Below are 26806 nucleotides of genomic sequence, written 5' to 3'. Positions count from 1 at the left end.
AGCCCCTTCAATCAGGTATCTGGAGATGGCCGAACCTCGTTTTATTCACCTGCGCGTCCACAGTGACTACTCCATGATTGATGGATTGGCCAAGACGGCGCCGCTGGTGAAAAGAGCCGCCGCGTTAGCCATGCCTGCTCTGGCAATCACCGATTTCACCAACCTGTGCGGGCTGGTGAAGTTCTATGGCAGCGCGCACGGCGCCGGGATCAAACCGATCATCGGCGCGGATTTCCATGTGCAAAGCGAAGTCTTGGGCGACGAACTCGCTCAACTGACGGTGCTGGCCAGCAACAACGAAGGCTACCAGAACTTAACGCTGCTGATTTCCCGCGCCTATCAGCGCGGCTACGGCGCCGCCGGCCCGATCATCGATCGCGACTGGCTGATTGAACATCGCGAAGGGCTGATCCTGCTCTCCGGCGCGCGTCAGGGCGACGTCGGCAAGTTCCTGCTGCGCGGCAACCAGGCGCAGGTGGATCAGTGTCTGGATTTCTACCAGCAATATTTCCCGGACTGCTACTACCTGGAGTTGATCCGCACCGGCCGCCCGGATGAAGAGAACTATCTGCATGCGGCGGTGGCGCTGGCCACCGAGCGCGGTTTGCCTGTGGTGGCCACTAACGACGTGCGTTTCCTGGTGGAAGATGACTTCGACGCCCATGAGATCCGCGTCGCCATCCACGACGGCTTTACGCTGGACGATCCCAAGCGGCCTCGCAACTACAGCCCGCAACAATACATGCGCAGCGAAGACGAGATGTGCGAGCTGTTCGCCGATATCCCGGAAGCGCTGCTGAACAGCGTCGAAATCGCCAAACGCTGTAACGTCACCATTCGCCTCGGCGAGTACTTCCTGCCGCAGTTCCCGACCGGCGATATGAGTACCGAGGACTTCCTGGTACTCAAATCGAAAGAGGGGCTGGAAGAGCGCCTCGAGTTCCTGTTCCCCGATCCTGAAGTGCGCGCGCAGCGCCGCCCGGAATACGACGAGCGTCTGGACGTCGAGCTGAAAGTGATCAACCAGATGGGGTTCCCCGGCTACTTCCTGATCGTGATGGAATTTATCCAGTGGTCGAAGGACAACAACGTGCCGGTGGGCCCAGGGCGAGGCTCCGGCGCCGGTTCGCTGGTGGCCTATGCGTTGAAAATCACCGACCTCGATCCGCTGGAATTCGACCTGCTGTTCGAACGCTTCCTGAACCCGGAGCGTGTCTCGATGCCCGACTTCGACGTCGACTTTTGCATGGAGAAACGTGACCAGGTAATCGAGCACGTGGCGGAGATGTACGGCCGCGAAGCGGTATCGCAGATCATCACCTTCGGCACCATGGCGGCGAAAGCAGTTATCCGCGACGTAGGCCGCGTGTTGGGGCACCCGTACGGGTTCGTCGATCGCATCTCCAAACTGGTGCCGCCGGATCCGGGCATGACGCTGGAGAAAGCCTTCGCCGCCGAACCGCAGCTGCCGGAGATTTACGAGGCCGACGAAGAGGTCAAGGCGCTGATCGACATGGCGCGCAAGCTGGAAGGGGTGACGCGCAACGCCGGTAAACACGCCGGTGGCGTGGTGATCGCGCCGACCAAAATCACCGACTTCGCGCCGCTGTACTGCGATGCCGAAGGGAACCACCCGGTGACTCAGTTCGACAAGAACGACGTGGAATACGCCGGGCTGGTGAAGTTCGACTTCCTCGGTCTGCGCACCCTGACCATCATCGACTGGGCGCTGGAGATGATCAACGCCCGGCGCGCCAAGACCGGGCTGGAACCGATCGACATCGCCGCCATCCCGCTCGACGACAAGAAAAGCTTCGACATGCTGCAGCGTTCGGAAACCACGGCGGTGTTCCAGCTTGAATCGCGCGGCATGAAAGATTTGATCAAACGTCTGAAGCCCGACTGCTTCGAAGACATGATCGCACTGGTGGCGCTGTTCCGTCCGGGGCCGCTGCAGTCGGGCATGGTGGATAACTTCATCGACCGCAAACATGGCCGCGAAGAGATCTCCTACCCGGACATTCAGTGGCAGCATGAGTCGCTCAAGCCGGTGCTGGAGCCGACCTACGGCATCATCCTGTATCAGGAACAGGTGATGCAGATTGCCCAGGTGCTGGCCGGCTATACGCTGGGCGGCGCGGACATGCTGCGCCGTGCGATGGGTAAAAAGAACCCGGTCGAAATGGCCAAGCAGCGCGGCGGCTTTGAAGACGGCGCCAAAGCGCGAGGCATCGACGGTGAACTGTCGGTGAAAATCTTCGACCTGGTGGAGAAATTCGCCGGTTATGGCTTCAACAAATCGCACTCCGCCGCCTACGCGCTGGTGTCGTACCAGACGCTGTGGCTGAAGGCGCACTATCCGGCCGAGTTTATGGCGGCGGTGATGACCGCCGATATGGACAATACCGACAAAGTGGTGGGGCTGGTGGACGAATGCTGGCGCATGGGGCTGAAGATCCTGCCGCCGGACATCAACAGCGGCCTGTATCACTTCCACGTCAACGACGACGGCGAGATCGTTTACGGCATCGGCGCCATCAAGGGCGTGGGGGAAGGGCCGATCGAAGCCATTATCGAAGCGCGCAACAGCGGCGAGCAAGGTTATTTCAAAGACCTGTTCGATCTCTGCGCGCGCTCCGACATCAAGAAACTGAACCGCCGCATTCTGGAAAAACTGATCATGTCCGGGGCGTTCGATCGCCTTGGGCCACACCGCGCCGCGCTGATGAATTCGCTCGGCGACGCGTTGAAAGCGGCGGATCAGCATGCGAAAGCCGAAGCTATCGGCCAGGTGGACATGTTTGGCGTGCTGGCGGAAGCGCCGGAGCAGGTGGAGCAATCCTACGCCAACATCGCGCCCTGGCCGGAGCAGGTGGTGTTGGACGGTGAACGGGAAACGCTGGGGCTGTACCTGACCGGCCACCCGATCACCCAATACCTCAAGGAGATCGAACGTTACGCCGGTGGCCAGCGTTTGAAAGACATGCACCCGACGGATCGGGGCAAAATGACTACCGCCGTCGGGTTGGTGGTCGCCGCGCGGGTGATGGTGACCAAGCGCGGCAACCGCATCGGCATCTGTACGCTGGATGACCGTTCGGGCCGTCTGGAAGTGATGCTATTCACCGAAGCGTTAGAAAAATACCAGCATTTGTTGGAAAAAGACCGTATCCTTATCGCCAGTGGACAGGTCAGCTTTGATGACTTTAGCGGCGGGCTTAAAATGATGGCCCGCGAGGTAATGGACATCAGTGAAGCCCGGGAAAAATACGCTCGCGGGCTTGCTATCTCGCTGACTGACAGGCAAATTGATGACCAGCTTTTGAACCGTCTCCGTCAGTCGTTGGAACCCCATCGCTCGGGGACGATTCCAGTGCATCTCTACTATCAACGGGAAGATGCGCGAGCCAAGCTGCGTTTTGGCGCAACCTGGCGCGTGACGCCCACCGACCGCTTGTTGATAGACTTGCGGACGTTGGTAGGCAATGAGCAGGTGGACTTGGAATTTGACTAAAATAGGAATGCTATGAGTCTGAATTTTCTTGATTTTGAACAGCCGATTGCAGAGCTGGAAGCGAAAATTGACTCGCTGACTGCAGTCAGCCGTCAAGACGAAAAATTAGATATTAATCTGGACGAAGAGGTTCAGCGCCTGCGTGAAAAGAGCGTTGAGCTGACGCGCAAGATTTTTGCCGATCTTGGGGCCTGGCAGATTGCCCAATTGGCACGCCACCCGCGCCGTCCTTATACCCTGGATTATATCAAACACATCTTTACCGACTTCGAAGAGTTGGCGGGCGATCGCGCTTACGCCGACGACAAAGCGATCGTCGGGGGGATTGCGCGCCTGGATGGCCGCCCGGTGATGATCATCGGGCACCAGAAGGGCCGTGAGACCAAAGAGAAGATCCGCCGTAACTTCGGCATGCCGGCGCCGGAAGGCTACCGCAAGGCGCTGCGCCTGATGGAAATGGCCGCCCGCTTCAAAATGCCGATCATCACCTTTATCGATACCCCGGGCGCTTATCCGGGCGTGGGCGCGGAAGAACGCGGCCAGTCGGAAGCTATCGCGCGCAACCTGCGTGAGATGTCGCGCCTGAACGTACCGGTCATCTGCACCGTCATCGGTGAAGGCGGCTCGGGCGGCGCGCTGGCGATCGGCGTGGGCGACAAGGTGAACATGCTGCAGTACAGCACCTACTCGGTGATTTCGCCGGAAGGCTGCGCCTCCATCCTGTGGAAGAGCGCCGACAAGGCGCCGCTGGCCGCAGAAGCGATGGGCATCACCGCGCCGCGTCTGAAAGAGCTGAAGCTGATCGACTCGGTGATCCCGGAGCCGCTGGGTTCCGCGCACCGCGACGTGCCGGCGATGGCCGCCGCGTTGAAAGCGCAGCTGCTGGCCGATCTGAAAGATCTGGATGGCCTGAACGACGAAGAGTTGCTCAACCGCCGTTACCAGCGTCTGATGAACTACGGCTACTGCTGAGTTGCGATCTTCACGGTAATAAACCGCCTTCGGGCGGTTTTTTTTTGGCTACACACCGCCGGATTTTCGTGGTGTTATAGAGACTTGGCCGTTAACTGACAGGAGCTGCCGATGAATATCATCGCCATCATGGGCCCGACGGGCGTCTACTACAAAGATGAGCCGATCCGCGAGCTCCACGCGGCGTTGGGCGCGATGGGATTCCAGCTGGTATACCCCAAAAACAGCGGTGACCTGCTGAAGCTGATCGAAGCCAATGCCCGCATCTGCGGCGTGATCTTCGACTGGGACGATTACAGCCTGGAGCTGTGCAGCGAGATCAACGAGCTGAACGAATACCTGCCGCTGTACGCCTTTATCAATACCCACTCTACCTTCGACGTCAGCCTGCATGAAATGCGCATGGTGCTCTATTTCTTCGAGTATGGCCTGAATGCGGCAGACGATATCGCGCAGCGCATCCAGCAATACACGGCGGAATACATCGACACCATTACGCCGCCGCTGACCAAGGCGCTGTTCAACTACGTGCGCGAAGGAAAGTACACCTTTTGTACGCCGGGCCACATGGCCGGCACCGCGTTCCAGAAAAGCCCGGTGGGCTGCCTGTTCTATGACTTCTTCGGCGCCAATACCCTGAAGGCCGACATCTCGATTTCGGTCACCGAGCTCGGGTCGCTGCTGGATCACACCGGCCCGCATCTGGAGGCCGAAGAGTACATCGCACGCACCTTCAATGCCGAGCAGAGCTATCTGGTCACCAACGGCACCTCCACCGCCAACAAGATCGTCGGCATGTATTCAGCGCCGGCGGGCAGCACGGTGCTGATCGACCGCAACTGCCACAAATCGCTGTGCCACCTGCTGATGATGAGCGATATCGTGCCGATCTATCTGCGCCCGCTGCGCAACGCCTACGGCATCCTCGGCGGCATTCCGCAGCGCGAGTTTACCCGCGCCAGCATCGCCGCCCGGGTGCAGGAGACCCCGAACGCCACCTGGCCGGTGCATGCGGTGATCACCAATTCCACCTATGACGGCCTGCTGTACAACACCGACTACATCAAGCAGACGCTGGAGGTGCCGTCGATCCACTTCGACTCCGCCTGGGTGCCTTACACCAACTTCCATCCGATTTACGACGGCAAGAGCGGCATGAGCGGCGATCGGGTGCCCGGCAAGGTTTTCTACGAAACCCAATCCACCCACAAGCTGCTGGCGGCCTTCTCGCAGGCCTCGATGATTCATATCAAGGGCGACTACGACGAGAGCACCTTCAACGAAGCCTACATGATGCACACCACCACTTCGCCGCATTACGGCATCGTGGCGTCGATGGAAACCGCCGCCGCCATGCTGCGCGGCAATCCGGGGCGCCGCTTGATCAACCGTTCGGTGGAGCGCGCGCTGCATTTTCGCCGTGAAGTGCAGCGGCTGCGCGAGGAAAGCGACAGCTGGTTCTTCGATATCTGGCAGCCGGAAGAGATCGATGAAGCGCAGTGCTGGCCGCTGGATCCGGACGATAACTGGCACGGTTTCGGCCAGACCGATCGCGATCATATGTATCTCGATCCGATCAAGGTGACGATCCTGACGCCGGGCATGAATGAGCTGGGGGCGCTGGAGGAAGAGGGGATCCCGGCGGCGCTGGTGGCGAAGTACCTCGACGAGCGCGGCATCGTGGTGGAGAAGACCGGGCCGTACAACCTGCTGTTCCTGTTCAGCATCGGCATCGATAAAACCAAGGCGATGAGCCTGCTGCGCGGCCTGACCGACTTCAAGCGTGCCTACGATCTCAACCTGCGGGTGAAGAACATGCTGCCGGATCTGTACGCCGAGGATCCGGATTTCTATCGCCACATGCGCATCCAGGATCTGGCCGCCGGTATTCATCGCCTGATCTGCCAACACGATCTGCCGCGCCTGATGCAGCGGGCGTTTGACGTGCTGCCGGAAATGAAGCTGACGCCGCACCAGATGTTCCAGGAGCAGGTGCGCGGCAATGTGGAAACCTGCGAGCTGGATCAGTTGGTGGGCAAGGTGGCGGCCAATATGATACTGCCTTATCCGCCGGGCGTGCCGCTGGTGATGCCGGGGGAAATGATCACCGAAGAGAGCCGGGCGGTGCTCGATTTCCTGCTGATGCTGTGCTCGATCGGCGAGCGCTATCCCGGTTTTGAAACCGATATCCACGGCGCCAAGCTGACGGAAGACGGACGCTATCTGGTGAAGGTGCTGAAAGCCCCGCAGCCATAAGGCCATAATGCGCCCGGCGGTTTGGAAAGATGCGCCGGGCTTCCTCATTGACGGCCTCATCGCCGCCGGATACCGTGCACCATCAGAATGAACAGGAGAGGGTTTCTATGCTGGCATTACGTCAGGTGCATCACATCGCGATCATTGGCGCGGACTACGCTGCCAGTAAGCATTTCTATTGCGACATTCTCGGCTTTACCCTGCTGAGTGAAGTTTACCGCGAGGAGCGTGACTCCTGGAAAGCGGATCTGGCGCTCAACGGGCAATACACCCTCGAGCTGTTTTCTTTCCCTTCGCCGCCGGCCCGCGTCAGCCGCCCGGAGGCTTGCGGCCTGCGCCATCTGGCGTTCAGCGTTGACGATATAGACCAAGCCATCGCCCATCTGCAGGCGGCCGGCGTCGCCTGCGAACCGGTACGCGTCGATCCTTATACTCAATCTCGTTTTACCTTTTTCAGCGATCCCGATGGTTTACCGTTAGAATTATACGAGAGTTAACGGCTTAATCGCCTCCCGGCGGCCACAGCCGGGGGCGATTATGCTATGATCGCGCCCTTGCCCCACATGCCTACAGAGTTATTTCCGCCATGCAAGAGCCTGCTTTTCGCGTCGGGGAGTGGCTGGTTACCCCTGCCGACAACACCATCACCCGTGACGGCCGCCAGAAAACGCTGGAACCGCGCCTGATCGACATGCTGTGCTATTTCGCCCGGCACCCCGATGTGGTGTTGAGCCGCGACGAGCTGATCGATAGCGTTTGGAAGCGCAATATCGTCACTAATCACGTGGTGACCCAATGCATTTCAGAACTGCGCAAATACCTGAAAGACGGCGACAGCGACAGTCCGGAATACATTATCACCGTGCCTAAGCGCGGGTATAAGTTGGCGGCTTCGGTGATCTGGTGTGAAGACGGGGAGTCGCAGCCCGCCCCTGCGCCGGCGCCGCAGATTGCGGTGATCATGCATGAGCCGGAAGACGGCAGCGATGATGAAGACGATACGCCGTACGTGCCGCCGAGCCGGACCCGAACGCCGGTTGCCGCGCCCGGCGAAAAGCAGCCGCGCTTTTATCGCCGCTCGACGTTCTGGGTGTGGCTGGCGTTTCTGGCGGCGCTCAGCGTCTGCGTGGCGTTTGTCGGCATCGCCACGCTGTCGCAACGCGTGCCGGTATCGACCATGCCGGTGCTGCTCAATCCGCGCGACATCGATATCCGCATCCAGGGCGGCGAGAGCTGCAGCAACTGGATGCCGCAGCTCTCCTATGTGGTGGGCGTCAGCGAGCTGATCACCGATTCGCTCAACACCTACTCGACCTTCCTGGTGCACGACCAAACCAATTACAACTATTCCGGCCCCAGCAACTCCGGCAAGTCGCTGTATATCGAGTTCGTCAATCAGCGCCACTACCGCGCCCAGCAGTGTTTCCTGTCCGTGCGGCTGGTGGATAACGCCGACAGCTCAATCATGTTGGACAAGCGTTACTTCATTACCGCCGATAACCAGCTGAAGATCCAAAGCGACTTCCTCGCCAGCCTGTCCGCCGCGCTGAAACAGCCCTGGCCGCCGCAGCTGGAACAGCGTCTGGCGCAGCTGCTGCCGGACAACGGGCCGCTGCTGCAGCGCTTCTACCAGGCGCATCAATTGTTGATCCACGGCGACGCCGATTCGTTGACTCGCGCCAGCGCGCAGTTGAGCGAGCTGATTAAAAGCGCGCCGAATTTCCACTACCTGCTGGCGGAAAAAGCGCTGGTGGATGTGCTGCGCAACTCTTATCAACCGTTCGACAGCCAGGGGCTGGCGCAATTGCGCGCCGATATCAGCCATCTGGCGACGATCCCCGAATTGAAAAATACGCCGATCGTGCAGCAAGTTCTGGCGGTTGATGCGCTGGCGCAGGGACGCATTGACGATGCGCACCGGGCGATCGAGCTGGGGATTGAGTTGCAAATGTCGTGGCTGAATTATGTGCTGCTGGGCAAAGTGTATGAAATGCAGGGGCAGAATCATTTGGCGGCGGATTCTTATATTACCGCGTTCAACCTGCGCCCCGGTGAAGATACCTTGCATTGGATCACCAATGGCGTATTCCAGACGTCATTGACCAACGTGGTGCCTTATTTAAATAACTATCAGCGCCAATAATTCACCAGAACCACGCCGCCATTATTCTCAGGGAATTCCGGCGGCGTTATTTATTGGTGAAGAAATGTTGCGCCATTGTGTTATTTTGCTGCGCAATATCGTTCCTTTTCTGCCGTTTGTTATTCGTGATTAACCTGGTTATTATCCTGTTTTTTAACGATATTTATCTTTTCTTTAGCTTACCTTTTTATCTTGATGTGTTAATCAAAAACCTCAGGTTATCATTTGTATGATCATGAGCGTAATCTCACTTTATCTTTAGGACTTTATTTCTGCCGATGGTTAGCATCCTGACTATCAAGCCGGCTCATTAAAATCTTTTATTTATGGGTGTGGCTTATAAGAAACGTAAATCAGGAGAAACTGACCATGGCTTCACCCAAGAAAATAGGGCTTATTGCCTGCACCGGCGTAGTCGCCGGTAATATGATGGGGAGCGGGATTGCCTTATTGCCCGCCAACCTGGCGAGTCTCGGATCCATCGCCATTTGGGGATGGGTGATCTCGATTATCGGGGCGATGTCGCTGGCCTACGTGTACGCCCGCCTCGCGACCAAAAATCCGCAGCAGGGCGGCCCTATCGCCTACGCCGGTGAAATTTCCCCGGCGTTCGGCTTCCAGACCGGCGTGCTTTATTACCATGCCAACTGGATCGGCAACCTGGCCATCGGCATTACCGCCGTTTCTTATCTCTCCACCTTCTTCCCGGCGTTGAACAACCCGGTGCCTGCCGGCATCGCCTGTATCGCCATCGTGTGGATCTTCACCTTCGTCAACATGCTGGGCGGGACATGGGTCAGCCGCTTGACCACCCTGGGCCTGGTGCTGGTGCTGATCCCGGTGATCGTAACCGCCACCCTCGGCTGGCACTGGTTTGACGCCGCCACCTACCAGGCTAACTGGAATACCTCCGGCACCACCGACAGCCATGCGGTCATCAAAAGTATTCTGCTGTGCCTGTGGGCGTTCATCGGCGTGGAATCCGCGGCGGTCAGCACCGGCATGGTGAAAAACCCGAAACGCACCGTGCCGCTGGCGACCATGCTTGGCACCGGTTTGGCGGGCATCATCTACATCGCCGCCACCCAGGTGATCAGCGGCATGTTCCCGGCATCTGAAATGGCCGCCAGCGGCGCGCCGTTCGCCATCAGCGCCTCGGCGATTATGGGCAACTGGGCGGCACCGATGGTTTCCGCGTTCACCGCCTTTGCCTGCCTGACCTCGCTCGGGTCATGGATGATGCTGGTCGGCCAGGCCGGGGTGCGCGCCGCCAACGACGGCAACTTCCCGAAAGTGTACGGCGAGCTGGATAAAAATGGCATTCCGAAAAAAGGCCTGCTGCTCGCGAGCTGCAAAATGACCGCGCTGATGGTGCTGATCACCCTGATGAGCTCCGCCGGCGGCAAGGCTTCCGATCTTTTCGGCGAGCTGACCGGCATCGCGGTGCTGCTGACCATGCTGCCTTACTTCTACTCCTGCGTAGACCTGATTCGCTTCGAAGGGGTCAACGTGCGCAACCTGCTGAGCCTGATCGCTTCGGTGTGCGGCTGCGGCTTCTGCTTCATCGCGCTGATGGGCGCCAACTCTTTCGAACTGTCCGGCACCTTTATCATCAGCCTGATTATCCTGATGTTCTACGCCCGGAAAATGAATACCCGCCAGGCTGCCAATGCAGCGGCGGTCGATGAAAACACCACGGCCAAAGCGCACTGATTCGCGTCCGCTGACCGACTGAATTTACCCAGCCCCTTTCTTTCCGACCTGTCAGCCGCGACGGGAAGGGGCTTGCTTTGCCAGGAGAAATGCATATGAACGTTATCGCCATCATGAATCACATGGGTGTCTACTTCAAAGAAGAGCCTATCCGTGAACTGCATCAGGCGCTGGAAAGTCTGGATTTCCGCATCGTTTACCCTAACGATCGCGAAGACCTGCTGAAACTGATCGAGAACAACGCCCGTCTGTGCGGGGTGATCTTCGACTGGGACAAATACAATCTGGAGCTGTGCGAAGAGATCAGCCAACTGAACGAATACATGCCGCTGTACGCATTCGCCAACACCTATTCCACGTTGGACGTCAGCCTGAACGATCTGCGCATGCAGGTGCGCTTCTTCGAGTATGCGCTCGGCGCGGCAACCGACATCGCCGCCAAGATCAAACAGAACACCGACGAGTATATCGACACCATCCTGCCGCCGTTGACCAAGGCGCTGTTCAAATACGTGCGCGAAGGCAAATACACCTTCTGTACACCGGGCCACATGGGCGGCACCGCCTTCCAGAAAAGCCCGGTGGGCAGCCTGTTCTACGATTTCTTCGGCCCGAACACCATGAAGTCGGATATCTCGATTTCGGTGTCCGAGCTTGGGTCGCTGCTGGATCACTCCGGCCCGCACAAAGAGGCGGAAGAGTACATTTCCCGCGTGTTCAACGCCGAGCGCAGCTACATGGTGACCAACGGCACCTCCACCGCCAATAAGATCGTCGGCATGTATTCGGCGCCGGCGGGCAGCACGGTGCTGATTGACCGTAACTGCCACAAGTCGCTGACTCACCTGATGATGATGAGCGACATCACGCCGATCTACTTCCGCCCGACCCGCAATGCCTACGGCATCCTCGGCGGCATTCCGCAGAGCGAGTTCCAGCGCGCCACCATCGCCAAACGCGTGAAGGAGACCCCGAACGCCACCTGGCCGGTGCATGCGGTGATCACCAACTCCACCTATGACGGCCTGCTGTACAACACCGACTTTATCAAGAACACCCTGGACGTGAAGTCGATCCATTTCGACTCCGCCTGGGTGCCTTACACCAACTTCCATCCGATCTATAAAGGCAAGTGCGGCATGAGCGGCGGCCGCGTGGAGGGCAAGGTGATCTATGAAACCCAGTCCACCCACAAACTGCTGGCGGCCTTCTCGCAGGCTTCGATGATTCATGTGAAGGGTGACATCAACGAAGAGACCTTCAACGAAGCCTACATGATGCACACCACCACCTCGCCGCACTACGGCATCGTGGCGTCGACCGAAACCGCCGCGGCGATGATGAAAGGCAACGCCGGCAAGCGCCTGATCAACGGCTCTATCGAGCGCGCGATCAAGTTCCGCAAAGAGATCAAACGCCTGAAAGTCGAGTCCGACGGCTGGTTCTTCGACGTCTGGCAGCCGGAGCATATCGATGAGCCGGAATGCTGGCCGCTGCGCTCCGACAGCGCCTGGCACGGTTTCAAGAACATCGACAACGAACACATGTATCTGGACCCGATCAAGGTCACTATCCTGACCCCGGGTATGAGCAAGGAAGGCGAGATGCAACCGTTCGGCATCCCGGCCAGCATCGTGGCGAAATACCTCGACGAGCGCGGCATCATCGTCGAGAAAACCGGGCCTTACAACCTGCTGTTCCTGTTCAGCATCGGCATCGATAAAACCAAGGCGCTCAGCCTGCTGCGCGCGATGACCGACTTCAAACGCTCGTTCGACCTGAACCTGCGGGTGAAAAACATGCTGCCTTCGCTGTATCAGGAAGCGCCTGATTTCTATGAAAACATGCGCATTCAGGATCTGGCGCAGAACATTCACCGCCTGGTGGAGCAACACAACCTGCCGGACCTGATGTACCGCGCGTTCGAAGTGCTGCCAACCATGGTGATGAATCCGTACCAGGCGTTCCAGAAAGAGCTGCACGGCGAAGTGGAAGAGGTCTATCTGGAAGAGATGGTCGGTAAGGTCAACGCCAACATGATCCTCCCATACCCGCCGGGCGTGCCGCTGGTGATGCCGGGCGAGATGCTGACCGAAGAGAGCCGGCCGGTGCTGGAGTTCCTGCAGATGCTGTGCGAAATCGGCGCGCATTATCCGGGCTTTGAAACCGACATTCACGGCGCCTATCGCCAGGCGGACGGACGTTATCGGGTGAAAGTGCTGAAGGCGAAATAACCGCAGCCAATAAGAGGGGAGGCGCTCGCGCTTCCCCTTTGTCGTTCACCGACTGATGGGAGACCACCATGAAAACACCCTCACAGCCGCGCGCAATCTACTATGTCGTAGCGATACAAATTTGGGAATATTTCAGCTTTTACGGCATGCGTGCGTTATTGATCCTCTATCTGACCCACCAACTCGGCTATACCGACAGCCACGCCATCGATCTCTACAGCGCTTACGCTTCGTTAGTTTACGTCACTCCTATTCTTGGCGGCTGGCTCGCCGACCGCCTGCTGGGCAACCGCGTCGCGGTGATCGCCGGCGCGGCGCTAATGACCCTGGGACATATCGTGCTCGGCCTGAGCGCGGTCTCCACCCAGTCGCTTTATCTGGCGCTGGCGATCATCATCTGCGGCTACGGCCTGTTCAAATCCAATATCAGCTGCCTGCTGGGCGAGCTGTATCCGGCGCAGGACTCGCGCCGCGAAGGGGGCTTCTCACTGCTGTACGCCGCCGGCAACGTCGGATCTATTCTGGCGCCGATCGCCTGCGGGTTGGCGGCCGAGCGCTATGGCTGGCACGTCGGCTTTGCGTTGGCCGGGATCGGCATGTTCGCCGGTCTGGTGATTTTTCTGCTGGGCGGACGCCATTTCCGCTACACGCGCGGCGTGAATGCACCGCTGATGCGCGCCAGGAGCCTGGGCCTGCCGCACTGGGGATGGCTGCTGGCGGCGCTGCTGGCGTCGCCGCTGTTCTTCACGCTGCTGTTTGAACGCGACTGGGCCGGCTATTTGCTCGGGTTGGTGTGCGTGGCGGCGGTGGCGCTGGTGGCGCGCATTATGCTGCGCGCGGACGCCGGCCAGCGCCGGGGGCTGTGGCAGATCATCGTACTGATGCTGCTGGGCACGCTGTTCTGGGCTTTTGCCCAGCAGGGCGGCAGCTCCATCAGCCTGTTTATCGATCATTTCGTTGACCGGCGCTGGTTCGGCTGGACGGTGCCGACCGCGCTGTTCCAGTCGGTTAACGCCTGCGCGGTGATGCTGGGTGGCGTGGCGCTGGCCTGGCTGGCGAGCGGCGATGGCGATCGCACGCTGCGCATCTGGTGCAAGTTCGCCTTCGGTCTGCTGTTGATCGGCGTCGGCTTTACGCTGATGGCGCTCAATACGCGGCTGCACGGGCCGGGATCGATGGGGCTGATGATCGCCGGTTTGGCGGTGATGGGCTTTGCCGAACTGTTTATCGATCCGGTGGCGATGGCGCAGATCACCCGGCTGAATATCCCCGGCGCCACCGGCGTGTTGACCGGCATCTATATGTTGGCGACCGGTTCGATCGCCAACTATCTGGCGGGCATTATCGCCAATCAGACCGCCGAGGATCACATCGAAGGGGCGGCAATGCAGGCGTATGGCCGCATTTTCGCCCAGATCGGCTGGGGAGCGGCCGGATGCGCGCTGGCGGTGATCGCGGTGCTGGGCGGCTGGTGGCTGCTGACGCGACGCCAGGCCCGGACGGTTAATGCTTGATTGATGGCGGTAGGCGGGGTTAACGTGCAGCTATGTAGAAGTGACAAAGCCTACCGATGGATACTGATCAATTAACGACGCAGGTGGCGGACCAGCTGGGCGCGCAGCAGCGGCTGCTGGTGGCGTTTAGCGGCGGCCTGGATTCCAGCGTGCTGCTGCATCTGCTGGCGGCGTTGCGCCGCCAACGTCCGGCGCTGCAGCTGCGCGCGTTGCACGTGCATCATGGCCTGAGCGCCTTTGCCGACCGTTGGGTTGAGCATTGCCGCAGCCGGTGCGCCGAGTGGCGGATCCCGCTGACGGTGACGCACGTGCAGGTAGATGCCCGCCAGGGCGGCATCGAAGCGGCGGCGCGTGCGGCGCGCTATGCCGCTTTCAGCACAGCATTGGCGGAGGGCGAAGCGCTGCTCACCGCCCAACACCTTGACGATCAAAGCGAAACTTTCCTGTTGGCGCTCAAGCGCGGCAGCGGGCCGGCAGGGTTGTCGGCGATGGCGGCGCGCGCCACGCTGGGCGAGCACCTGCTGTTGCGGCCGCTGCTGGGCTGCTCGCGTCAAACGCTGGAAAATTACGCGCAACGCCACGGCTTGGCCTGGATAGACGACGACAGCAATCAGGACACGCGCTTCGATCGCAATTTCCTGCGGTTGCAGGTGTTGCCGCAGCTCAATCAACGTTGGCCGCACTTCGCCTCGGCGGTGGCGCGCAGCGCCAGCCTGTGCGCCGAACAGGAACAATTGTTGGACGAGCTGCTGGCGGAACCGCTGCAAAGCCTGTTGGCGGCGGATCGCTCATTGGCGATCGACGGTTTGACGGCCTGTTCGCCGGTGCGGCGCTTCGCTCTGTTGCGGCGCTGGATCGCATTGTTCAACGTTACCATGCCGGCGCGTGAGCAGTTGCAGCGTCTGTGGGAGGAGGTGGCGCTCAGCCGGGAAGATGCCGAACCGCAGCTGCAGCTCGGCGCCTATCAGATCCGCCGTTTCCGAGGCCGATTGCACCTGTTGCCGCCGCTGGCGGCGCTGCGCGATGTGCATCTGCCCTGGCAGCCTGACCAGCCGCTGACGTTGCCGGACGGGCTGGGGCAGTTGGTTGCCGGTGAGGGCGATCTGGCGCTGCGCGCGCCGCTGCCATCGCAGCAGATTAGCATTCGTTTCGGCGGTGTACAGGGCGCGGTGCGCATCGTGGGGCGCGCCCATTCGCGGCCGATAAAAAAACTGTGGCAGGAGCTGGGTATTCCTCCCTGGCAGCGTGAACGCATCCCGTTGATTTATTATGATGAGCAGCTGATCGCCGCGCTGGGCGTATTCGTCTGTGAGGCGGGGCAGGTGCCGGAAGGCGAACGCCCGTGGCGGCTGCGCTGGGAAAAAAATCATAATCGTGAGGAGCAATGATGAAGTTTGTGGAAATCGCGCTGTTGGCCGCCGGCCTGTTCAGCCTGCCGGCGTTGGCGGCGGGGGATGCGGCCGCCGGTCAGGCCAAAGCCGCCGCGTGCGCGGCCTGCCACGGCGCGCAGGGCAAGGTGACGGTGCCGATGTACCCGAATCTGGCCGGGCAGAACGCCATGTACCTGCAGCACGCGTTGCAGGCGTATAAGAAAGGGGAGCGCAACGGCGGCCAGGCCGAGGTGATGAAAGCCTATGTGTCGGGATTGTCGGATGACGATATCGCCGATCTGGCGGCTTATTACGCCAGCCTGAAGCCCTAAATGACGAGGGCAGCCGTTGGGCTGCCCTGTTGGGATGGGGTTACCGCTGCTCAGTCTGACAGACTGACGACCACGGTACCGATTTCCGGATGACTGAAACTGCTGATATGGTCCAGACGCAGGTCGCGCTGCTGGCCGTTCTGTTCGATGGTCAGATACTCAACGCGTTTCTTTTGCAGCAGGTCGATCGCCTTGGCCTCGATCACTTCTCCGTCGCGTAACTCCAGCTTCAGAATAAGTTTATGCTGACAGGCGAGTTCCAGGTTGTCGTAGTCATCGCAATTGATGGGTTGGTACTCATCATTCATCAACATAGTCGCTCACCAATAAGTTAGCGGCGGCAAAGGCCGCCTGTTCCCTAACGGAGGACGGTAGCGCGTGGTTCGCTGCGACATCGTCCAATGCCTTTAACGCACAAGCCAGCGCATCAGGCACGTAGCCAAGATCTCCACTGCCAATCTCGGCGTAAGTACGGCGTACTAACTCACAGTATTGTTGCACAGTTTCCTCCCTTAAGAACCTCTGCATCATCAAGACTACTATCGCGATGAGGCGCAGACTCTCGGAGTTTTATCCTATCCTAGACGACTATAGCACAGCTGTTATGGAGTTATCAGCACCCCGGCACGCCTTTCGCACTGCCGCAGCCTGACCGCGCTGGCGGGGTTTGGCCCTGATCAAGTACACTGTCGCCGGATAATAACGAGGTCACCCATGGCGCTGAAAGCAACCATTTATAAAGCCGCGGTCAATATTGCTGATATGGATCGTCACTTCTACCACGACGCCACGCTGACGCTGGCGCAACACCCGTCCGAAAATGAGCAGCGCATGATGCTGCGACTTTTGGCCTGGATCTGCCACGCCGACGAGCGGCTGGTGTTCACCAAAGGGTTGAGCGCCGACGACGAGCCGGAGATCTGGCAGCGCAACGACCACAACGGGCTGGAAATGTGGATCGAGATGGGATTGCCCGACGAGAAACGCATCCGCAAGGCCTGCAACCAGTCGCCGCGCGTGGTCTTGTACGCTTACGGCGAGCGCGCCGCGCACGTTTGGTGGCAGGCGATGCAGGGAAAAGTGGCCGGCTACAAGAACCTGAGCGTGCGCTTCCTCGATGACGAACAGCTGGCGCGCCTGACGGCGCTGGCCAGCCGCACCATGACGCTGCAGGCAACGCTGCAGGAGGGAACTATTTGGCTGTCTGATGCTCAGAATAGTCTGGAAATCCAGTTTGCCGAGTGGCAGCAGGCACAGGTGTGACCGGTGCTGGAACTGTCAAGAAACGTAGCCATACCGGATAATGAGCTGGAATTGACGGCGATCCGCGCGCAGGGCGCGGGTGGCCAGCACGTGAACAAAACCTCAACGGCGATCCATTTGCGCTTTGACATCCGGGCATCCAGCCTGCCAGAGTATTATAAGGAAAGGCTGCTGGCGCTGAATCATCATCTCATTACCGCTGATGGCGTAGTGATTATCAAGGCGCAAGAGTATCGCAGTCAGGAATTGAATCGCGAAGCGGCGTTGGCCAGGTTGGTCGCGCTGATTCAGCAGGCGATGGTGGTGGAAAAAACGCGCAAGGCGACCAAGCCGACCAAAGGGGCAAAATTGCGCCGTTTGGAAGGCAAGGCGCGTAAGGGCGCCACCAAGGCGCTGCGTGGCAAGGTTCGCACTTAGGAATACATGAACACAGTAGGAGAATAACTGTGAAGAAAATTACGGTAGCCCTGTTCTTGGCGGCAGGCGCACTCTCGTTGTTGGGATGCAACAATCATTATCAACCGAAGGAACAACCGCTGCAGGCGATGCCGCAGAGTTATCAAGGGGTGTTGCCTTGCGCCGATTGCGGCGGGCTGGATACGGCGCTGTTCCTGGATGAGGACGGCACCTTTGTGCTGCAGGAAACTTATCGCGGCACCAAAGACGGCGATCAGACCTTCGCCGACTACGGCAAATGGGCGCGCACCGCGGATAAGCTGGTGCTGACTGACAGCACCGGGGAAAAACGCTACTTCCGCCCGGTGGGCAAGAGTCTTGAGATGCTGGATCGCAGCGGCGCGCCGATCGCCTCCAAGCTGAATTATCGTCTGGAGCCGGTCGAGAAGCCATTGCCTAAAACGCCGATGGTGATGAAAGGCAGCTACACCTATATGGCCGACGCGGCGGTGTTCAAAGATTGCGCCACCGGCATCACGTTCCCGGTGGATAACAACATCGCGCTGGAGCAAGGTTACGCCAAAGCCAATAAGAATGCCGGTGAGCCGGTGTTTCTGACTTTCAACGCGCACTTCAGCGTGCAGCCGTCGATGGAAGAGGGGCTGATAGAGAAGGCGGTGGTGCCGGACGGCAAAATCGCGTTCGACCGCAGTAAAAGCTGCAGCAACAACTAACCTCCCCTGTCCCCATGGACATAAAAAAACCCGCCTAGGCGGGTTTTTTATTCTCTGACGCGCGGTGTTTAGCGTTTGATCTGGCCCAGCAGGAAATCAACGATTTCACCGGTTTTGATCATTTGCTTCTCGCCGACGCGGCGGTTTTTGTACTCGATCTCTTCGTTGTCGAGGTTACGGTCGCCGATAACGATAGAGTGCGGCACGCCGATCAGCTCCATATCCGCGAACATCACGCCCGGGCGCTCTTTGCGGTCATCGAGGATCACGTCGATGCCGTGGGAGCGCAGGGTGTTGTACAGCTCTTCGGCCAGCACCTGCACGCGGAACGACTTGTGCATGTTCATCGGCAGAATAGCGACCTGGAACGGCGCGATGGCGTCTGGCCAGATAATGCCGCGTTCGTCGTGGTTCTGCTCGATGGCAGCGGCCACGACGCGCGTCACCCCGATGCCGTAGCAACCCATGGTCAGCACCTGGTTGCGGCCGTCTTCACCCTGTACGGTCGCTTTCATCGCTTCCGAATACTTGGTGCCGAGCTGGAAGATATGGCCCACTTCGATGCCGCGTTTGATCAGCAGCGTGCCCTGACCGTCCGGGCTGGCGTCGCCTTCCACCACGTTACGGATGTCGGCCACCTGCGGCAGCGGCAGATCCCGCTCCCAGTTGATGCCGAAGTAGTGTTTGCCGTCGACGTTGGCGCCGGCGCCAAAGTCGCTCATCGCCGCTACGCTGCGGTCGGCAACCACCGGCATCTGCAGCTTGACCGGGCCGAGGGAACCCGGGCCGGCGCCGACGATGGTGCGGATCTCTTCTTCAGTGGCGAAGGTCAGCGGCGCGGCAACCTGCGCCAGCTTCTCGGCCTTGATTTCGTTCAGCTCGTGATCGCCGCGCACCAGCAGGGCGACCAGTTTATGGCCGCTCTCTTCGGTGGCGCGCACCATCAGCGTCTTCACGGTTTTTTCCACCGGCAGCTGGAATTGCTCGACCAGCTCGGCGATGGTTTTGGCGTTTGGCGTATCCACCAGGCGCAGCTCTTCGCTGGCCGCCGCGCGCGGCGCTGCCGGAGCGACCGCTTCCGCCAGCTCGATGTTGGCGGCGAAGTCGGAACCGGTGGAGAACACGATATCGTCTTCACCGCTGTCTGCCAGCACCTGGAATTCGTGCGACGCACTGCCGCCGATCGAGCCGGTATCGGCCTGCACCGGGCGGAAATCCAGGCCCATGCGGCTGAAGATTTTGCTGTACGCTTCGTACATCGCGTCGTAAGTCTCCTGCAGAGACTCCTGCGAGGTATGGAAGGAGTAGGCATCCTTCATCAGGAACTCACGGGAACGCATCACGCCAAAACGTGGGCGCACTTCATCACGGAACTTGGTCTGGATCTGGAAGAAGTTCAGCGGCAGCTGCTTGTACGAGCTGATCTCGTTGCGGATCAGATCGGTGATCACTTCTTCATGCGTCGGGCCCAGCACGAAAGGACGGTCGCCGCGGTCGACGAAGCGCAGCAGCTCGGGGCCGTATTGCTCCCAACGGCCGCTTTCCTGCCACAGGTCGGCAGGCTGAACCACCGGCATGGACACTTCGATCGCGTTAGCATTGTTCATTTCTTCGCGAACGATGTTTTCAACCTTTTTCAGAACGCGCAGGCCGGTCGGCAGCCAGGTGTAAAGACCGGAGGCCAGCTTGCGGATCATCCCGGCGCGCAGCATCAGCTGGTGGCTGATCACTTCGGCGTCGGCAGGTGTCTCCTTCAGAGTGGAGAGCAGATATTGGCTAGTACGCATGGTGTTTTGGTTCCGTTAGAACTGCAAATTGCATCGGGCTGCCAGAGTGGCGGCCAAAAAGTGATTTAGTTTACCAGCGCGAGCGGGTCGCCAAAAGAGAGGCGGCGGAATTTTAACGCGGGTCGAGCGACAGCACTTCGGTGTGGCCGTCCACGACGCGCCAGCGCACGTTGAAATCCAGCAGCCAGACGGCGTAATCCCGTTCGACGTCCTCTCCTTTACGATAGGCGGGACGGGGGTCCTGTGCCAGCACCTGGCTGATAAAACGCCTTAATTGCGGGTAGCGCGCCTGATGTTGCTGCAGCTGCTGTTCCGCCTGCGGCGCGAAACGCACCGGCATATCGCCGGCGGGCGCGGCCTGGGCAAAGCCTGCGCGGGCCTGCGGTTGGCTCTCGGCGAACGGCAGATAAGGCTTGATGTCCACCACCGGGGTGCCGTCGACCAGATCGAGGCTGCCCAGTTCCAGCGCCACTTCCCCGTTTTTCACCCGTACGCCTTTGAGCTCAATGAGCGACATGCCGAGCGGGTTGGGGCGGAAGGTGGAGCGGGTGGCGAACACGCCCATGCGGGCATTGCCGCCTAAACGCGGTGGGCGTACCGTCGGGCGCCAGCCGCCTTCCATGGTTTGATGGAAAATGAACATCACCCACAGATGACTGAAATCGCTGAGACCGCGAACCGCTTCCGCCTGGTTGTAGGGCGGCAGCAGCAGCAGTTCGCCGCCACCGTCTTCGACCAGCCCCGGTTGGCGGGGCACGGCGAATTTCTCTTTATACGGCGAGCGGATCACGCCGATCTGCTCAAAAACGAATTCGGTCATTTAGACGAGACGTTAAGCGCCGAGCCCTGGCAAACGGCCTGCTGGTAACAACCTGCGACACCGCTGACAATCTGGCAGTCGTGCAGCAGCACGGCGTTGGCCTTCATGTAAGACGCACGGATTTGCATGCGTTTACGGGCGGTAGCCAGATTCGGTGGGGAGTCTTGTACGGTGGTTTGGCACGATTCGCCGGACACTTCACCCAGATCGCGGAATGGTTTACCCACGAGTTCTTCTGCACTTTTATACAGTTTTACCGGAGCGGGGCGGGCGGCCGGCGTGGTCTTGGCCGGGGCGGTCGTGGTCGGCTTGCTGGTGCTGTTTGTTGAGGATGGCGCGATACGTTGCGATGAACATCCGGCCAGCGCGAGCGCTAACAAACAGAGAGGTAAAACACGCATTGAGATTCCTCTGCCTTAATGAAAGTGGCGCTATTGAAGCAATCTATGGCGGAAATAACAAGACGGGCCTTGGCCCGTCTTGCAATTATAGGAATAAAATTGGTGAATAAGCGCTTACCAGCCTTTCACGGCACCGCCGTTGAAGATTTTGTTGGCGGCGGCGTCAACTTCGTCAGACTGGTAGGCCTGGACGAATTTCTTCACGTTTTCCGCGTCTTTATTATCTTCGCGCGCAACCAGCAGGTTGACGTAAGGCGAGTCTTTATCTTCCACAAACAGACCGTCTTTCGCCGGCGTCAGGCCGATCTGGCTGGCATAGGTGGTGTTGATCACCGCCAGCGCGATCTGCTGATCGTCCAGAGAGCGCGGCAGCTGAGGGGCTTCCAGCTCAACCAGCTTCAGGTTTTTCGGGTTCTCGGTCACGTCCAGTACGGTCGGCAGCAAGCCAACGCCGTCTTTCAGTTTAATCAGACCGACTTTCTGCAGCAGCAGCAGCGAACGGCCCAGGTTGGTCGGATCGTTCGGCAGTGCGATCTGAGAACCCTCTTTCAGTTCGTCCAGCGATTTGATTTTCTTGGAGTAACCGGCGATCGGGTAAACAAAGGTGTTGCCGACCGGCACCAGCTTGTAGCCGCGATCTTTGATTTGCTGATCCAGATACGGTTTGTGCTGGAAGGCGTTCAGGTCGATATCGCCTTTGCTCAGCGCTTCGTTAGGCAGCACGTAGTCGTTGAAGGTGACTAGCTCAACGTCCAGACCGTATTTCTCTTTCGCCACTTTCTGCGCCACTTCGGCCACTTGCTGTTCAGCGCCGACGATCACACCGACCTTGATGTGGTTTGGATTCTTTTCATCCTGGCCGCAGCCCGCCAGAGCCAGAGTGCCGATCAGTGCGCCAATTGTCGCGATGGATTTAAATGTTAACGACATATCCCTTCCTCATTAGACTCGCATTAATATGCTGTGAAACTATTTATGGGTAACGGCTTTGACGATGCGATCGCCGCAGAATTGGATCAGATAAACCAAAACTACCAGTAATACTAATACGGTATTCATAACTGTGGCGTTATAACCGATATAACCGTATTGGTAACCGATTTGGCCCAGGCCGCCGGCGCCGACCGCGCCGCCCATGGCGGAGTAGCCCACCAGGGTGATCAGGGTGATGGTCGCGGCGTTGACCAGGCCCGGCAGGGCCTCCGGCAGCAGCACTTTCTTGATGATCTGCATCGGCGTGGCGCCCATGGCGCGCGCCGCTTCCACCAGACCGGACGGGATCTCCAGCAGGGCGTTTTCCACCATGCGCGCGATGAACGGCGCGGCGCCGACGGTCAGCGGCACGATCGCCGCTTGCAGACCGATCGAGGTGCCGACGATCATGCGGGTAAACGGAATCATCCAAACCAACAGGATAATGAACGGGATGGAACGGAAGATGTTCACCAGCCCGGACAGGATCTTATACAGCGAATTGTTGGCGATGATCTGCCCCGGGCGGGTGACATACAGCAGCACGCCGACCGGCAGGCCGAGCACGAAACCGAAAAAGCCGGAGACAAAGGTCATCATGACGGTTTCCCACACGCCACGTGCCATCAACCACATCATTGCCTCAGACATAACCCAGAACCTCTACTTTTACCTGATTTTCTTGCAGGAACTTAATCGTTGCCAGCGCGTCTTCGTCGCTGCCGTGCAGCTCCGCCAGCATCACGCCGAATTTCACGCCGCCGGCATAATCCATCTGGGCGCTGATAATGTTGTTGTTCACGTTGAAGCGGCGAGCGGCTTCAGACAGCAGCGGCGCATCGACCGACTGACCGGTGAACTCCAGGCGCAGCAGCGGCTGACGGTCGCCCTGACGCTCCGGCGACAGGCGCGCGGCGTAGTCGTCCGGGATATCCAGATGCAGCGTGGACTGAATGAACTGTTGGGCCAGCGGCGTTTTCGGGTGCGAGAACACTTCGCTGACGCTGTCTTTTTCGATCAGCTGCCCCTGGCTGATGACCGCGACCTGGTCGCAGATGCGTTTCACCACGTCCATTTCATGGGTGATGAGCAGAATGGTCAGGCCCAGACGGCGGTTGATGTCTTTCAGCAGTTCCAGGATGGAACGGGTGGTGGCCGGATCCAGCGCGCTGGTGGCCTCGTCGCAAAGCAGCACTTTAGGGTTGCTGGCCAGCGCGCGCGCGATCGCCACACGCTGTTTCTGGCCGCCGGACAGGTTGGCCGGGTAGGCGTCGTGCTTGTCCGCCAGGCCGACCAGTTCCAGCAGTTCGGTCACGCGCTTTTTGATCTCGGCGCGCGGCGTATTGTCCAGCTCCAGCGGCAACGCCACGTTGCCGAACACCGTACGGGAAGAGAGCAGGTTAAAGTGCTGGAAGATCATGCCGATTTGGCGACGGGCGCGCGTCAGTTCGCTTTCCGACAGAGACGTCAGATCCTGGCCATCGACCAGCACCTGGCCGGAGGTGGGGCGCTCAAGCATGTTGGCGCAGCGGATCAGCGTGCTTTTACCGGCGCCGGAGGAACCGATGACGCCATAGATTTGCCCGGCAGGAACGTGAAGGGTCACGTCAGAGAGCGCGGTAATGGTGCGCGAACCCTGCTGGAACACTTTAGTGATGTTAGAAAGTTTAATCATATTCTTCTTATTTTAGCGTGGTTGCCCGTGGCTAGATAAAAGTAAACCTCGGCGTGGAACCAAGGTATGCCTCAGATGTTAAGGCGTCTAGACGTCTAAGTCAACGGCCAACGACGTTCTCCGGCGTTCTCAGCGTGGGGTAAAACATGCGATACTGTCAGCGTATACAGGCCCTCAGGAGCAAAGCGGTGACACAAAGCGTTCCAGCAATTTTTCTCGATCGTGACGGCACGATTAATGTTGACCATGGCTATGTCCATGAAATCGACAACTTCCACTTTATTGACGGCGTGATCGACGCCTGTCGCGAGCTCAAAAAGATGGGCTTCGCGCTGGTGATGGTGACCAACCAGTCCGGCATTGCGCGCGGCAAGTTCAGCGAAGACCAGTTTATGTACCTGACCGAGTGGATGGACTGGTCGCTGGCCGATCGCGACGTCGACTTCGACGGCATCTATTTCTGCCCGCATCATCCGGAGGCGGCAGTAGAAGAGTATCGCCAGGTGTGCGACTGCCGTAAGCCGCAGCCGGGCATGTTGCTGCAAGCGCAGCAGGAATTGAACATCGATATGGCCGCTTCTTATATGGTGGGCGATAAACCGGAAGACATGCAGGCGGCGATCGCGGCCGGCGTCGGCACCAAGGTGCTGGTGCGTACCGGCAAGCCGGTGACGGAGCAGGGCGAAAAGCTGGCCGATTGGGTGCTAAACAGCCTGGCGGACCTGCCGGCAGCCATCAAAAAGCGGGTTTAATAGGCGTTACGAATGAATAGTGAGCGGTCAGATAAAAAATGCATATTAACGCTTGTCATTCTGAACCGGCTCCCTATAATGCGCCTCCATCGACACGGAACATGTGAACAACTTCACAGAGTATCCGGGGGTCGCAGAGAAAAAATCCTGAAAATTAGGGTTGACTCTGAAAGAGGAAAGCGTAATATACGCCACCTCGAGTTAGCAAGCGAAAGCGCCTAACTCACTGCTCTTTAACAATTTATCAGACAATCTGTGTGGGCACTCCACAAGACGATATCCAGCATCTTCGGATGCAAAAAAATATCAAGTCTTGAAGAGTGACTAACTGAAGTAAAATTCATGCAGTAAATCTTTGAGCATCGCTTCTCGAGTGGAAGCACATCAAGCTTTTAATTGAAGAGTTTGATCATGGCTCAGATTGAACGCTGGCGGCAGGCTTAACACATGCAAGTCGAGCGGTAGCACAGGGGAGCTTGCTCCCCGGGTGACGAGCGGCGGACGGGTGAGTAATGTCTGGGAAACTGCCTGATGGAGGGGGATAACTACTGGAAACGGTAGCTAATACCGCATAACGTCGCAAGACCAAAGAGGGGGACCTTCGGGCCTCTTGCCATCAGATGTGCCCAGATGGGATTAGCTAGTAGGTGGGGTAATGGCTCACCTAGGCGACGATCCCTAGCTGGTCTGAGAGGATGACCAGCCACACTGGAACTGAGACACGGTCCAGACTCCTACGGGAGGCAGCAGTGGGGAATATTGCACAATGGGCGCAAGCCTGATGCAGCCATGCCGCGTGTGTGAAGAAGGCCTTCGGGTTGTAAAGCACTTTCAGCGAGGAGGAAGGTGGTGAGCTTAATACGCTCATCAATTGACGTTACTCGCAGAAGAAGCACCGGCTAACTCCGTGCCAGCAGCCGCGGTAATACGGAGGGTGCAAGCGTTAATCGGAATTACTGGGCGTAAAGCGCACGCAGGCGGTTTGTTAAGTCAGATGTGAAATCCCCGGGCTCAACCTGGGAACTGCATTTGAAACTGGCAAGCTAGAGTCTCGTAGAGGGGGGTAGAATTCCAGGTGTAGCGGTGAAATGCGTAGAGATCTGGAGGAATACCGGTGGCGAAGGCGGCCCCCTGGACGAAGACTGACGCTCAGGTGCGAAAGCGTGGGGAGCAAACAGGATTAGATACCCTGGTAGTCCACGCTGTAAACGATGTCGATTTGGAGGTTGTGCCCTTGAGGCGTGGCTTCCGGAGCTAACGCGTTAAATCGACCGCCTGGGGAGTACGGCCGCAAGGTTAAAACTCAAATGAATTGACGGGGGCCCGCACAAGCGGTGGAGCATGTGGTTTAATTCGATGCAACGCGAAGAACCTTACCTACTCTTGACATCCAGAGAACTTTCCAGAGATGGATTGGTGCCTTCGGGAACTCTGAGACAGGTGCTGCATGGCTGTCGTCAGCTCGTGTTGTGAAATGTTGGGTTAAGTCCCGCAACGAGCGCAACCCTTATCCTTTGTTGCCAGCGGTTCGGCCGGGAACTCAAAGGAGACTGCCAGTGATAAACTGGAGGAAGGTGGGGATGACGTCAAGTCATCATGGCCCTTACGAGTAGGGCTACACACGTGCTACAATGGCGTATACAAAGAGAAGCGACCTCGCGAGAGCAAGCGGACCTCATAAAGTACGTCGTAGTCCGGATTGGAGTCTGCAACTCGACTCCATGAAGTCGGAATCGCTAGTAATCGTAGATCAGAATGCTACGGTGAATACGTTCCCGGGCCTTGTACACACCGCCCGTCACACCATGGGAGTGGGTTGCAAAAGAAGTAGGTAGCTTAACCTTCGGGAGGGCGCTTACCACTTTGTGATTCATGACTGGGGTGAAGTCGTAACAAGGTAACCGTAGGGGAACCTGCGGTTGGATCACCTCCTTACCTAAAGATATTAGTTCGCGTGG

General features: G+C 58.7%; 22 protein-coding genes and 1 rRNA gene. 15 read left to right on the top strand and 8 right to left on the bottom strand.

Features of this window, described 5'->3' with window-relative positions:
* The first annotated feature begins 25 nt into the window (after positions 1–25).
* The 10 genes from dnaE to ACMGG9_RS18525 all read left to right on the top strand — a co-directional run bounded on the left by dnaE (position 26) and on the right by ACMGG9_RS18525 (position 16048).
* The gene (dnaE, locus tag ACMGG9_RS18570; RefSeq protein WP_033652500.1) at positions 26–3514 is read left to right on the top strand and encodes a DNA polymerase III subunit alpha; all 3489 of its coding nucleotides are present in this window, start codon (positions 26–28) and stop codon (positions 3512–3514) included.
* Positions 3515–3526: 12 nt separating this feature from the next.
* Positions 3527–4486 (top strand): acetyl-CoA carboxylase carboxyl transferase subunit alpha, encoded by a 960-nt coding sequence (gene accA, locus ACMGG9_RS18565; protein WP_004931972.1) that lies wholly within the window; start codon positions 3527–3529, stop codon positions 4484–4486.
* A gap of 111 nt (positions 4487–4597) precedes the next feature.
* Positions 4598–6742 carry a lysine decarboxylase LdcC gene (locus ACMGG9_RS18560; protein ID WP_042785262.1) on the top strand — a complete coding sequence of 715 codons (2145 nt, stop codon included), beginning with the start codon at positions 4598–4600 and terminating at the stop codon, positions 6740–6742.
* 107 nt (positions 6743–6849) lie between these two features.
* A complete protein-coding gene (locus ACMGG9_RS18555; protein WP_047026598.1) occupies positions 6850–7239 on the top strand; it encodes a VOC family protein in 390 nt (129 codons plus the stop codon).
* Positions 7240–7328: 89 nt separating this feature from the next.
* Entirely contained in the window at positions 7329–8885 is a 1557-nt protein-coding gene (gene cadC / locus ACMGG9_RS18550) for a lysine decarboxylation/transport transcriptional activator CadC (RefSeq protein ID WP_123061932.1), read from the top strand.
* Positions 8886–9254: 369 nt separating this feature from the next.
* Positions 9255–10598 carry a cadaverine/lysine antiporter gene (gene cadB, locus ACMGG9_RS18545; protein ID WP_033644886.1) on the top strand — a complete coding sequence of 448 codons (1344 nt, stop codon included), beginning with the start codon at positions 9255–9257 and terminating at the stop codon, positions 10596–10598.
* 95 nt (positions 10599–10693) lie between these two features.
* Positions 10694–12832: a lysine decarboxylase CadA gene (gene cadA, locus ACMGG9_RS18540; protein ID WP_033635725.1), complete on the top strand. Its 2139-nt coding sequence runs from the start codon at positions 10694–10696 to the stop codon at positions 12830–12832.
* Between the two features lie 68 nt (positions 12833–12900).
* Positions 12901–14346, top strand: coding sequence for a dipeptide permease DtpD (dtpD, locus tag ACMGG9_RS18535; protein ID WP_414161621.1), 1446 nt, complete (start codon positions 12901–12903; stop codon positions 14344–14346).
* A 56-nt stretch (positions 14347–14402) separates the two neighbouring features.
* Positions 14403–15734, top strand: a complete 1332-nt coding sequence (gene tilS, locus ACMGG9_RS18530; RefSeq protein WP_193160485.1) for a tRNA lysidine(34) synthetase TilS — start codon at positions 14403–14405, stop codon at positions 15732–15734.
* On the top strand, positions 15734–16048 hold the full coding sequence (locus tag ACMGG9_RS18525; RefSeq protein ID WP_025304017.1) for a c-type cytochrome: 315 nt from the start codon (positions 15734–15736) through the stop codon (positions 16046–16048). Before tilS ends, ACMGG9_RS18525 begins: the two co-directional genes overlap by 1 nt.
* A 50-nt stretch (positions 16049–16098) precedes the next feature.
* Here the strand turns inward: ACMGG9_RS18525 and rof are convergent, their stop codons facing one another.
* A complete protein-coding gene (rof, locus tag ACMGG9_RS18520) occupies positions 16099–16362 on the bottom strand; it encodes a Rho-binding antiterminator (RefSeq protein WP_004931991.1) in 264 nt (87 codons plus the stop codon).
* A complete protein-coding gene (locus tag ACMGG9_RS18515) occupies positions 16349–16549 on the bottom strand; it encodes a YaeP family protein (protein WP_033652508.1) in 201 nt (66 codons plus the stop codon). Before ACMGG9_RS18515 ends, rof begins: the two co-directional genes overlap by 14 nt.
* Before the next feature lie 213 nt (positions 16550–16762).
* Here ACMGG9_RS18515 and ACMGG9_RS18510 point away from each other — a divergent pair, with 213 nt between their 5' ends.
* From ACMGG9_RS18510 to nlpE, 3 genes are read left to right on the top strand one after another with little or no spacing between them, the layout of a single operon-like run.
* The gene (locus ACMGG9_RS18510; protein WP_033644891.1) at positions 16763–17311 is read left to right on the top strand and encodes a YaeQ family protein; all 549 of its coding nucleotides are present in this window, start codon (positions 16763–16765) and stop codon (positions 17309–17311) included.
* 3 nt (positions 17312–17314) lie between these two features.
* Positions 17315–17728 (top strand): alternative ribosome rescue aminoacyl-tRNA hydrolase ArfB, encoded by a 414-nt coding sequence (gene arfB / locus ACMGG9_RS18505; RefSeq protein WP_060660319.1) that lies wholly within the window; start codon positions 17315–17317, stop codon positions 17726–17728.
* 29 nt (positions 17729–17757) lie between these two features.
* Positions 17758–18441 (top strand): envelope stress response activation lipoprotein NlpE, encoded by a 684-nt coding sequence (gene nlpE / locus ACMGG9_RS18500; protein ID WP_072627080.1) that lies wholly within the window; start codon positions 17758–17760, stop codon positions 18439–18441.
* Between the two features lie 68 nt (positions 18442–18509).
* On the opposite strand, the gene proS is transcribed toward nlpE, so the two are convergent.
* The 6 genes from proS to metN all read right to left on the bottom strand — a co-directional run bounded on the left by proS (position 18510) and on the right by metN (position 24096).
* Positions 18510–20228, bottom strand: a complete 1719-nt coding sequence (proS, locus tag ACMGG9_RS18495) for a proline--tRNA ligase (RefSeq protein ID WP_414161620.1) — start codon at positions 20226–20228, stop codon at positions 18510–18512.
* 112 nt (positions 20229–20340) lie between these two features.
* The gene (tsaA, locus tag ACMGG9_RS18490) at positions 20341–21048 is read right to left on the bottom strand and encodes a tRNA (N6-threonylcarbamoyladenosine(37)-N6)-methyltransferase TrmO (protein WP_033644898.1); all 708 of its coding nucleotides are present in this window, start codon (positions 21046–21048) and stop codon (positions 20341–20343) included.
* On the bottom strand, positions 21045–21449 hold the full coding sequence (gene rcsF / locus ACMGG9_RS18485) for an Rcs stress response system protein RcsF (RefSeq protein ID WP_025304011.1): 405 nt from the start codon (positions 21447–21449) through the stop codon (positions 21045–21047). The genes tsaA and rcsF overlap by 4 nt, the downstream gene beginning before the upstream one ends.
* A gap of 114 nt (positions 21450–21563) precedes the next feature.
* Positions 21564–22379 (bottom strand): MetQ/NlpA family lipoprotein, encoded by an 816-nt coding sequence (locus ACMGG9_RS18480; protein WP_033644900.1) that lies wholly within the window; start codon positions 22377–22379, stop codon positions 21564–21566.
* Positions 22380–22418: 39 nt separating this feature from the next.
* On the bottom strand, positions 22419–23072 hold the full coding sequence (locus tag ACMGG9_RS18475) for a methionine ABC transporter permease MetI (protein WP_004932010.1): 654 nt from the start codon (positions 23070–23072) through the stop codon (positions 22419–22421).
* Positions 23065–24096 carry a methionine ABC transporter ATP-binding protein MetN gene (gene metN / locus ACMGG9_RS18470; RefSeq protein WP_004932012.1) on the bottom strand — a complete coding sequence of 344 codons (1032 nt, stop codon included), beginning with the start codon at positions 24094–24096 and terminating at the stop codon, positions 23065–23067. Before metN ends, ACMGG9_RS18475 begins: the two co-directional genes overlap by 8 nt.
* A 188-nt stretch (positions 24097–24284) precedes the next feature.
* On the opposite strand from metN, the gene gmhB reads away from it, so the two are divergent.
* Both gmhB and ACMGG9_RS18460 read left to right on the top strand, forming a co-directional pair.
* Entirely contained in the window at positions 24285–24848 is a 564-nt protein-coding gene (gene gmhB, locus ACMGG9_RS18465; protein ID WP_025304009.1) for a D-glycero-beta-D-manno-heptose 1,7-bisphosphate 7-phosphatase, read from the top strand.
* 393 nt (positions 24849–25241) lie between these two features.
* Positions 25242–26783, top strand: a 16S ribosomal RNA gene (locus ACMGG9_RS18460).
* Positions 26784–26806: the final 23 nt, after the last annotated feature.

This window comes from Serratia sp. BNK-10 (assembly GCF_047456065.1).
GTDB classification, from domain to species: domain Bacteria; phylum Pseudomonadota; class Gammaproteobacteria; order Enterobacterales; family Enterobacteriaceae; genus Serratia; species Serratia ureilytica.
Note: the sequence above shows the minus strand (reverse complement) of the source record. Positions and strands in the feature narration are given on the sequence as shown.

Coding starts and splice junctions, on each gene's coding strand:
- metN (WP_004932012.1), bottom strand. CDS start 24,096: ATGATTAAACTTTCTAACATCACTAAAGTGTTCCAGCAGGGTTCGCGC.
- rof (WP_004931991.1), bottom strand. CDS start 16,362: ATGTTGATGAATGATGAGTACCAACCCATCAATTGCGATGACTACGAC.
- tsaA (WP_033644898.1), bottom strand. CDS start 21,048: ATGACCGAATTCGTTTTTGAGCAGATCGGCGTGATCCGCTCGCCGTAT.
- cadA (WP_033635725.1), top strand. CDS start 10,694: ATGAACGTTATCGCCATCATGAATCACATGGGTGTCTACTTCAAAGAA.
- cadB (WP_033644886.1), top strand. CDS start 9,255: ATGGCTTCACCCAAGAAAATAGGGCTTATTGCCTGCACCGGCGTAGTC.
- dnaE (WP_033652500.1), top strand. CDS start 26: ATGGCCGAACCTCGTTTTATTCACCTGCGCGTCCACAGTGACTACTCC.
- ACMGG9_RS18475 (WP_004932010.1), bottom strand. CDS start 23,072: ATGTCTGAGGCAATGATGTGGTTGATGGCACGTGGCGTGTGGGAAACC.
- rcsF (WP_025304011.1), bottom strand. CDS start 21,449: ATGCGTGTTTTACCTCTCTGTTTGTTAGCGCTCGCGCTGGCCGGATGT.
- dtpD (WP_414161621.1), top strand. CDS start 12,901: ATGAAAACACCCTCACAGCCGCGCGCAATCTACTATGTCGTAGCGATA.
- ACMGG9_RS18510 (WP_033644891.1), top strand. CDS start 16,763: ATGGCGCTGAAAGCAACCATTTATAAAGCCGCGGTCAATATTGCTGAT.
- ACMGG9_RS18480 (WP_033644900.1), bottom strand. CDS start 22,379: ATGTCGTTAACATTTAAATCCATCGCGACAATTGGCGCACTGATCGGC.
- ACMGG9_RS18560 (WP_042785262.1), top strand. CDS start 4,598: ATGAATATCATCGCCATCATGGGCCCGACGGGCGTCTACTACAAAGAT.
- tilS (WP_193160485.1), top strand. CDS start 14,403: ATGGATACTGATCAATTAACGACGCAGGTGGCGGACCAGCTGGGCGCG.
- ACMGG9_RS18555 (WP_047026598.1), top strand. CDS start 6,850: ATGCTGGCATTACGTCAGGTGCATCACATCGCGATCATTGGCGCGGAC.
- accA (WP_004931972.1), top strand. CDS start 3,527: ATGAGTCTGAATTTTCTTGATTTTGAACAGCCGATTGCAGAGCTGGAA.
- proS (WP_414161620.1), bottom strand. CDS start 20,228: ATGCGTACTAGCCAATATCTGCTCTCCACTCTGAAGGAGACACCTGCC.
- ACMGG9_RS18525 (WP_025304017.1), top strand. CDS start 15,734: ATGAAGTTTGTGGAAATCGCGCTGTTGGCCGCCGGCCTGTTCAGCCTG.
- cadC (WP_123061932.1), top strand. CDS start 7,329: ATGCAAGAGCCTGCTTTTCGCGTCGGGGAGTGGCTGGTTACCCCTGCC.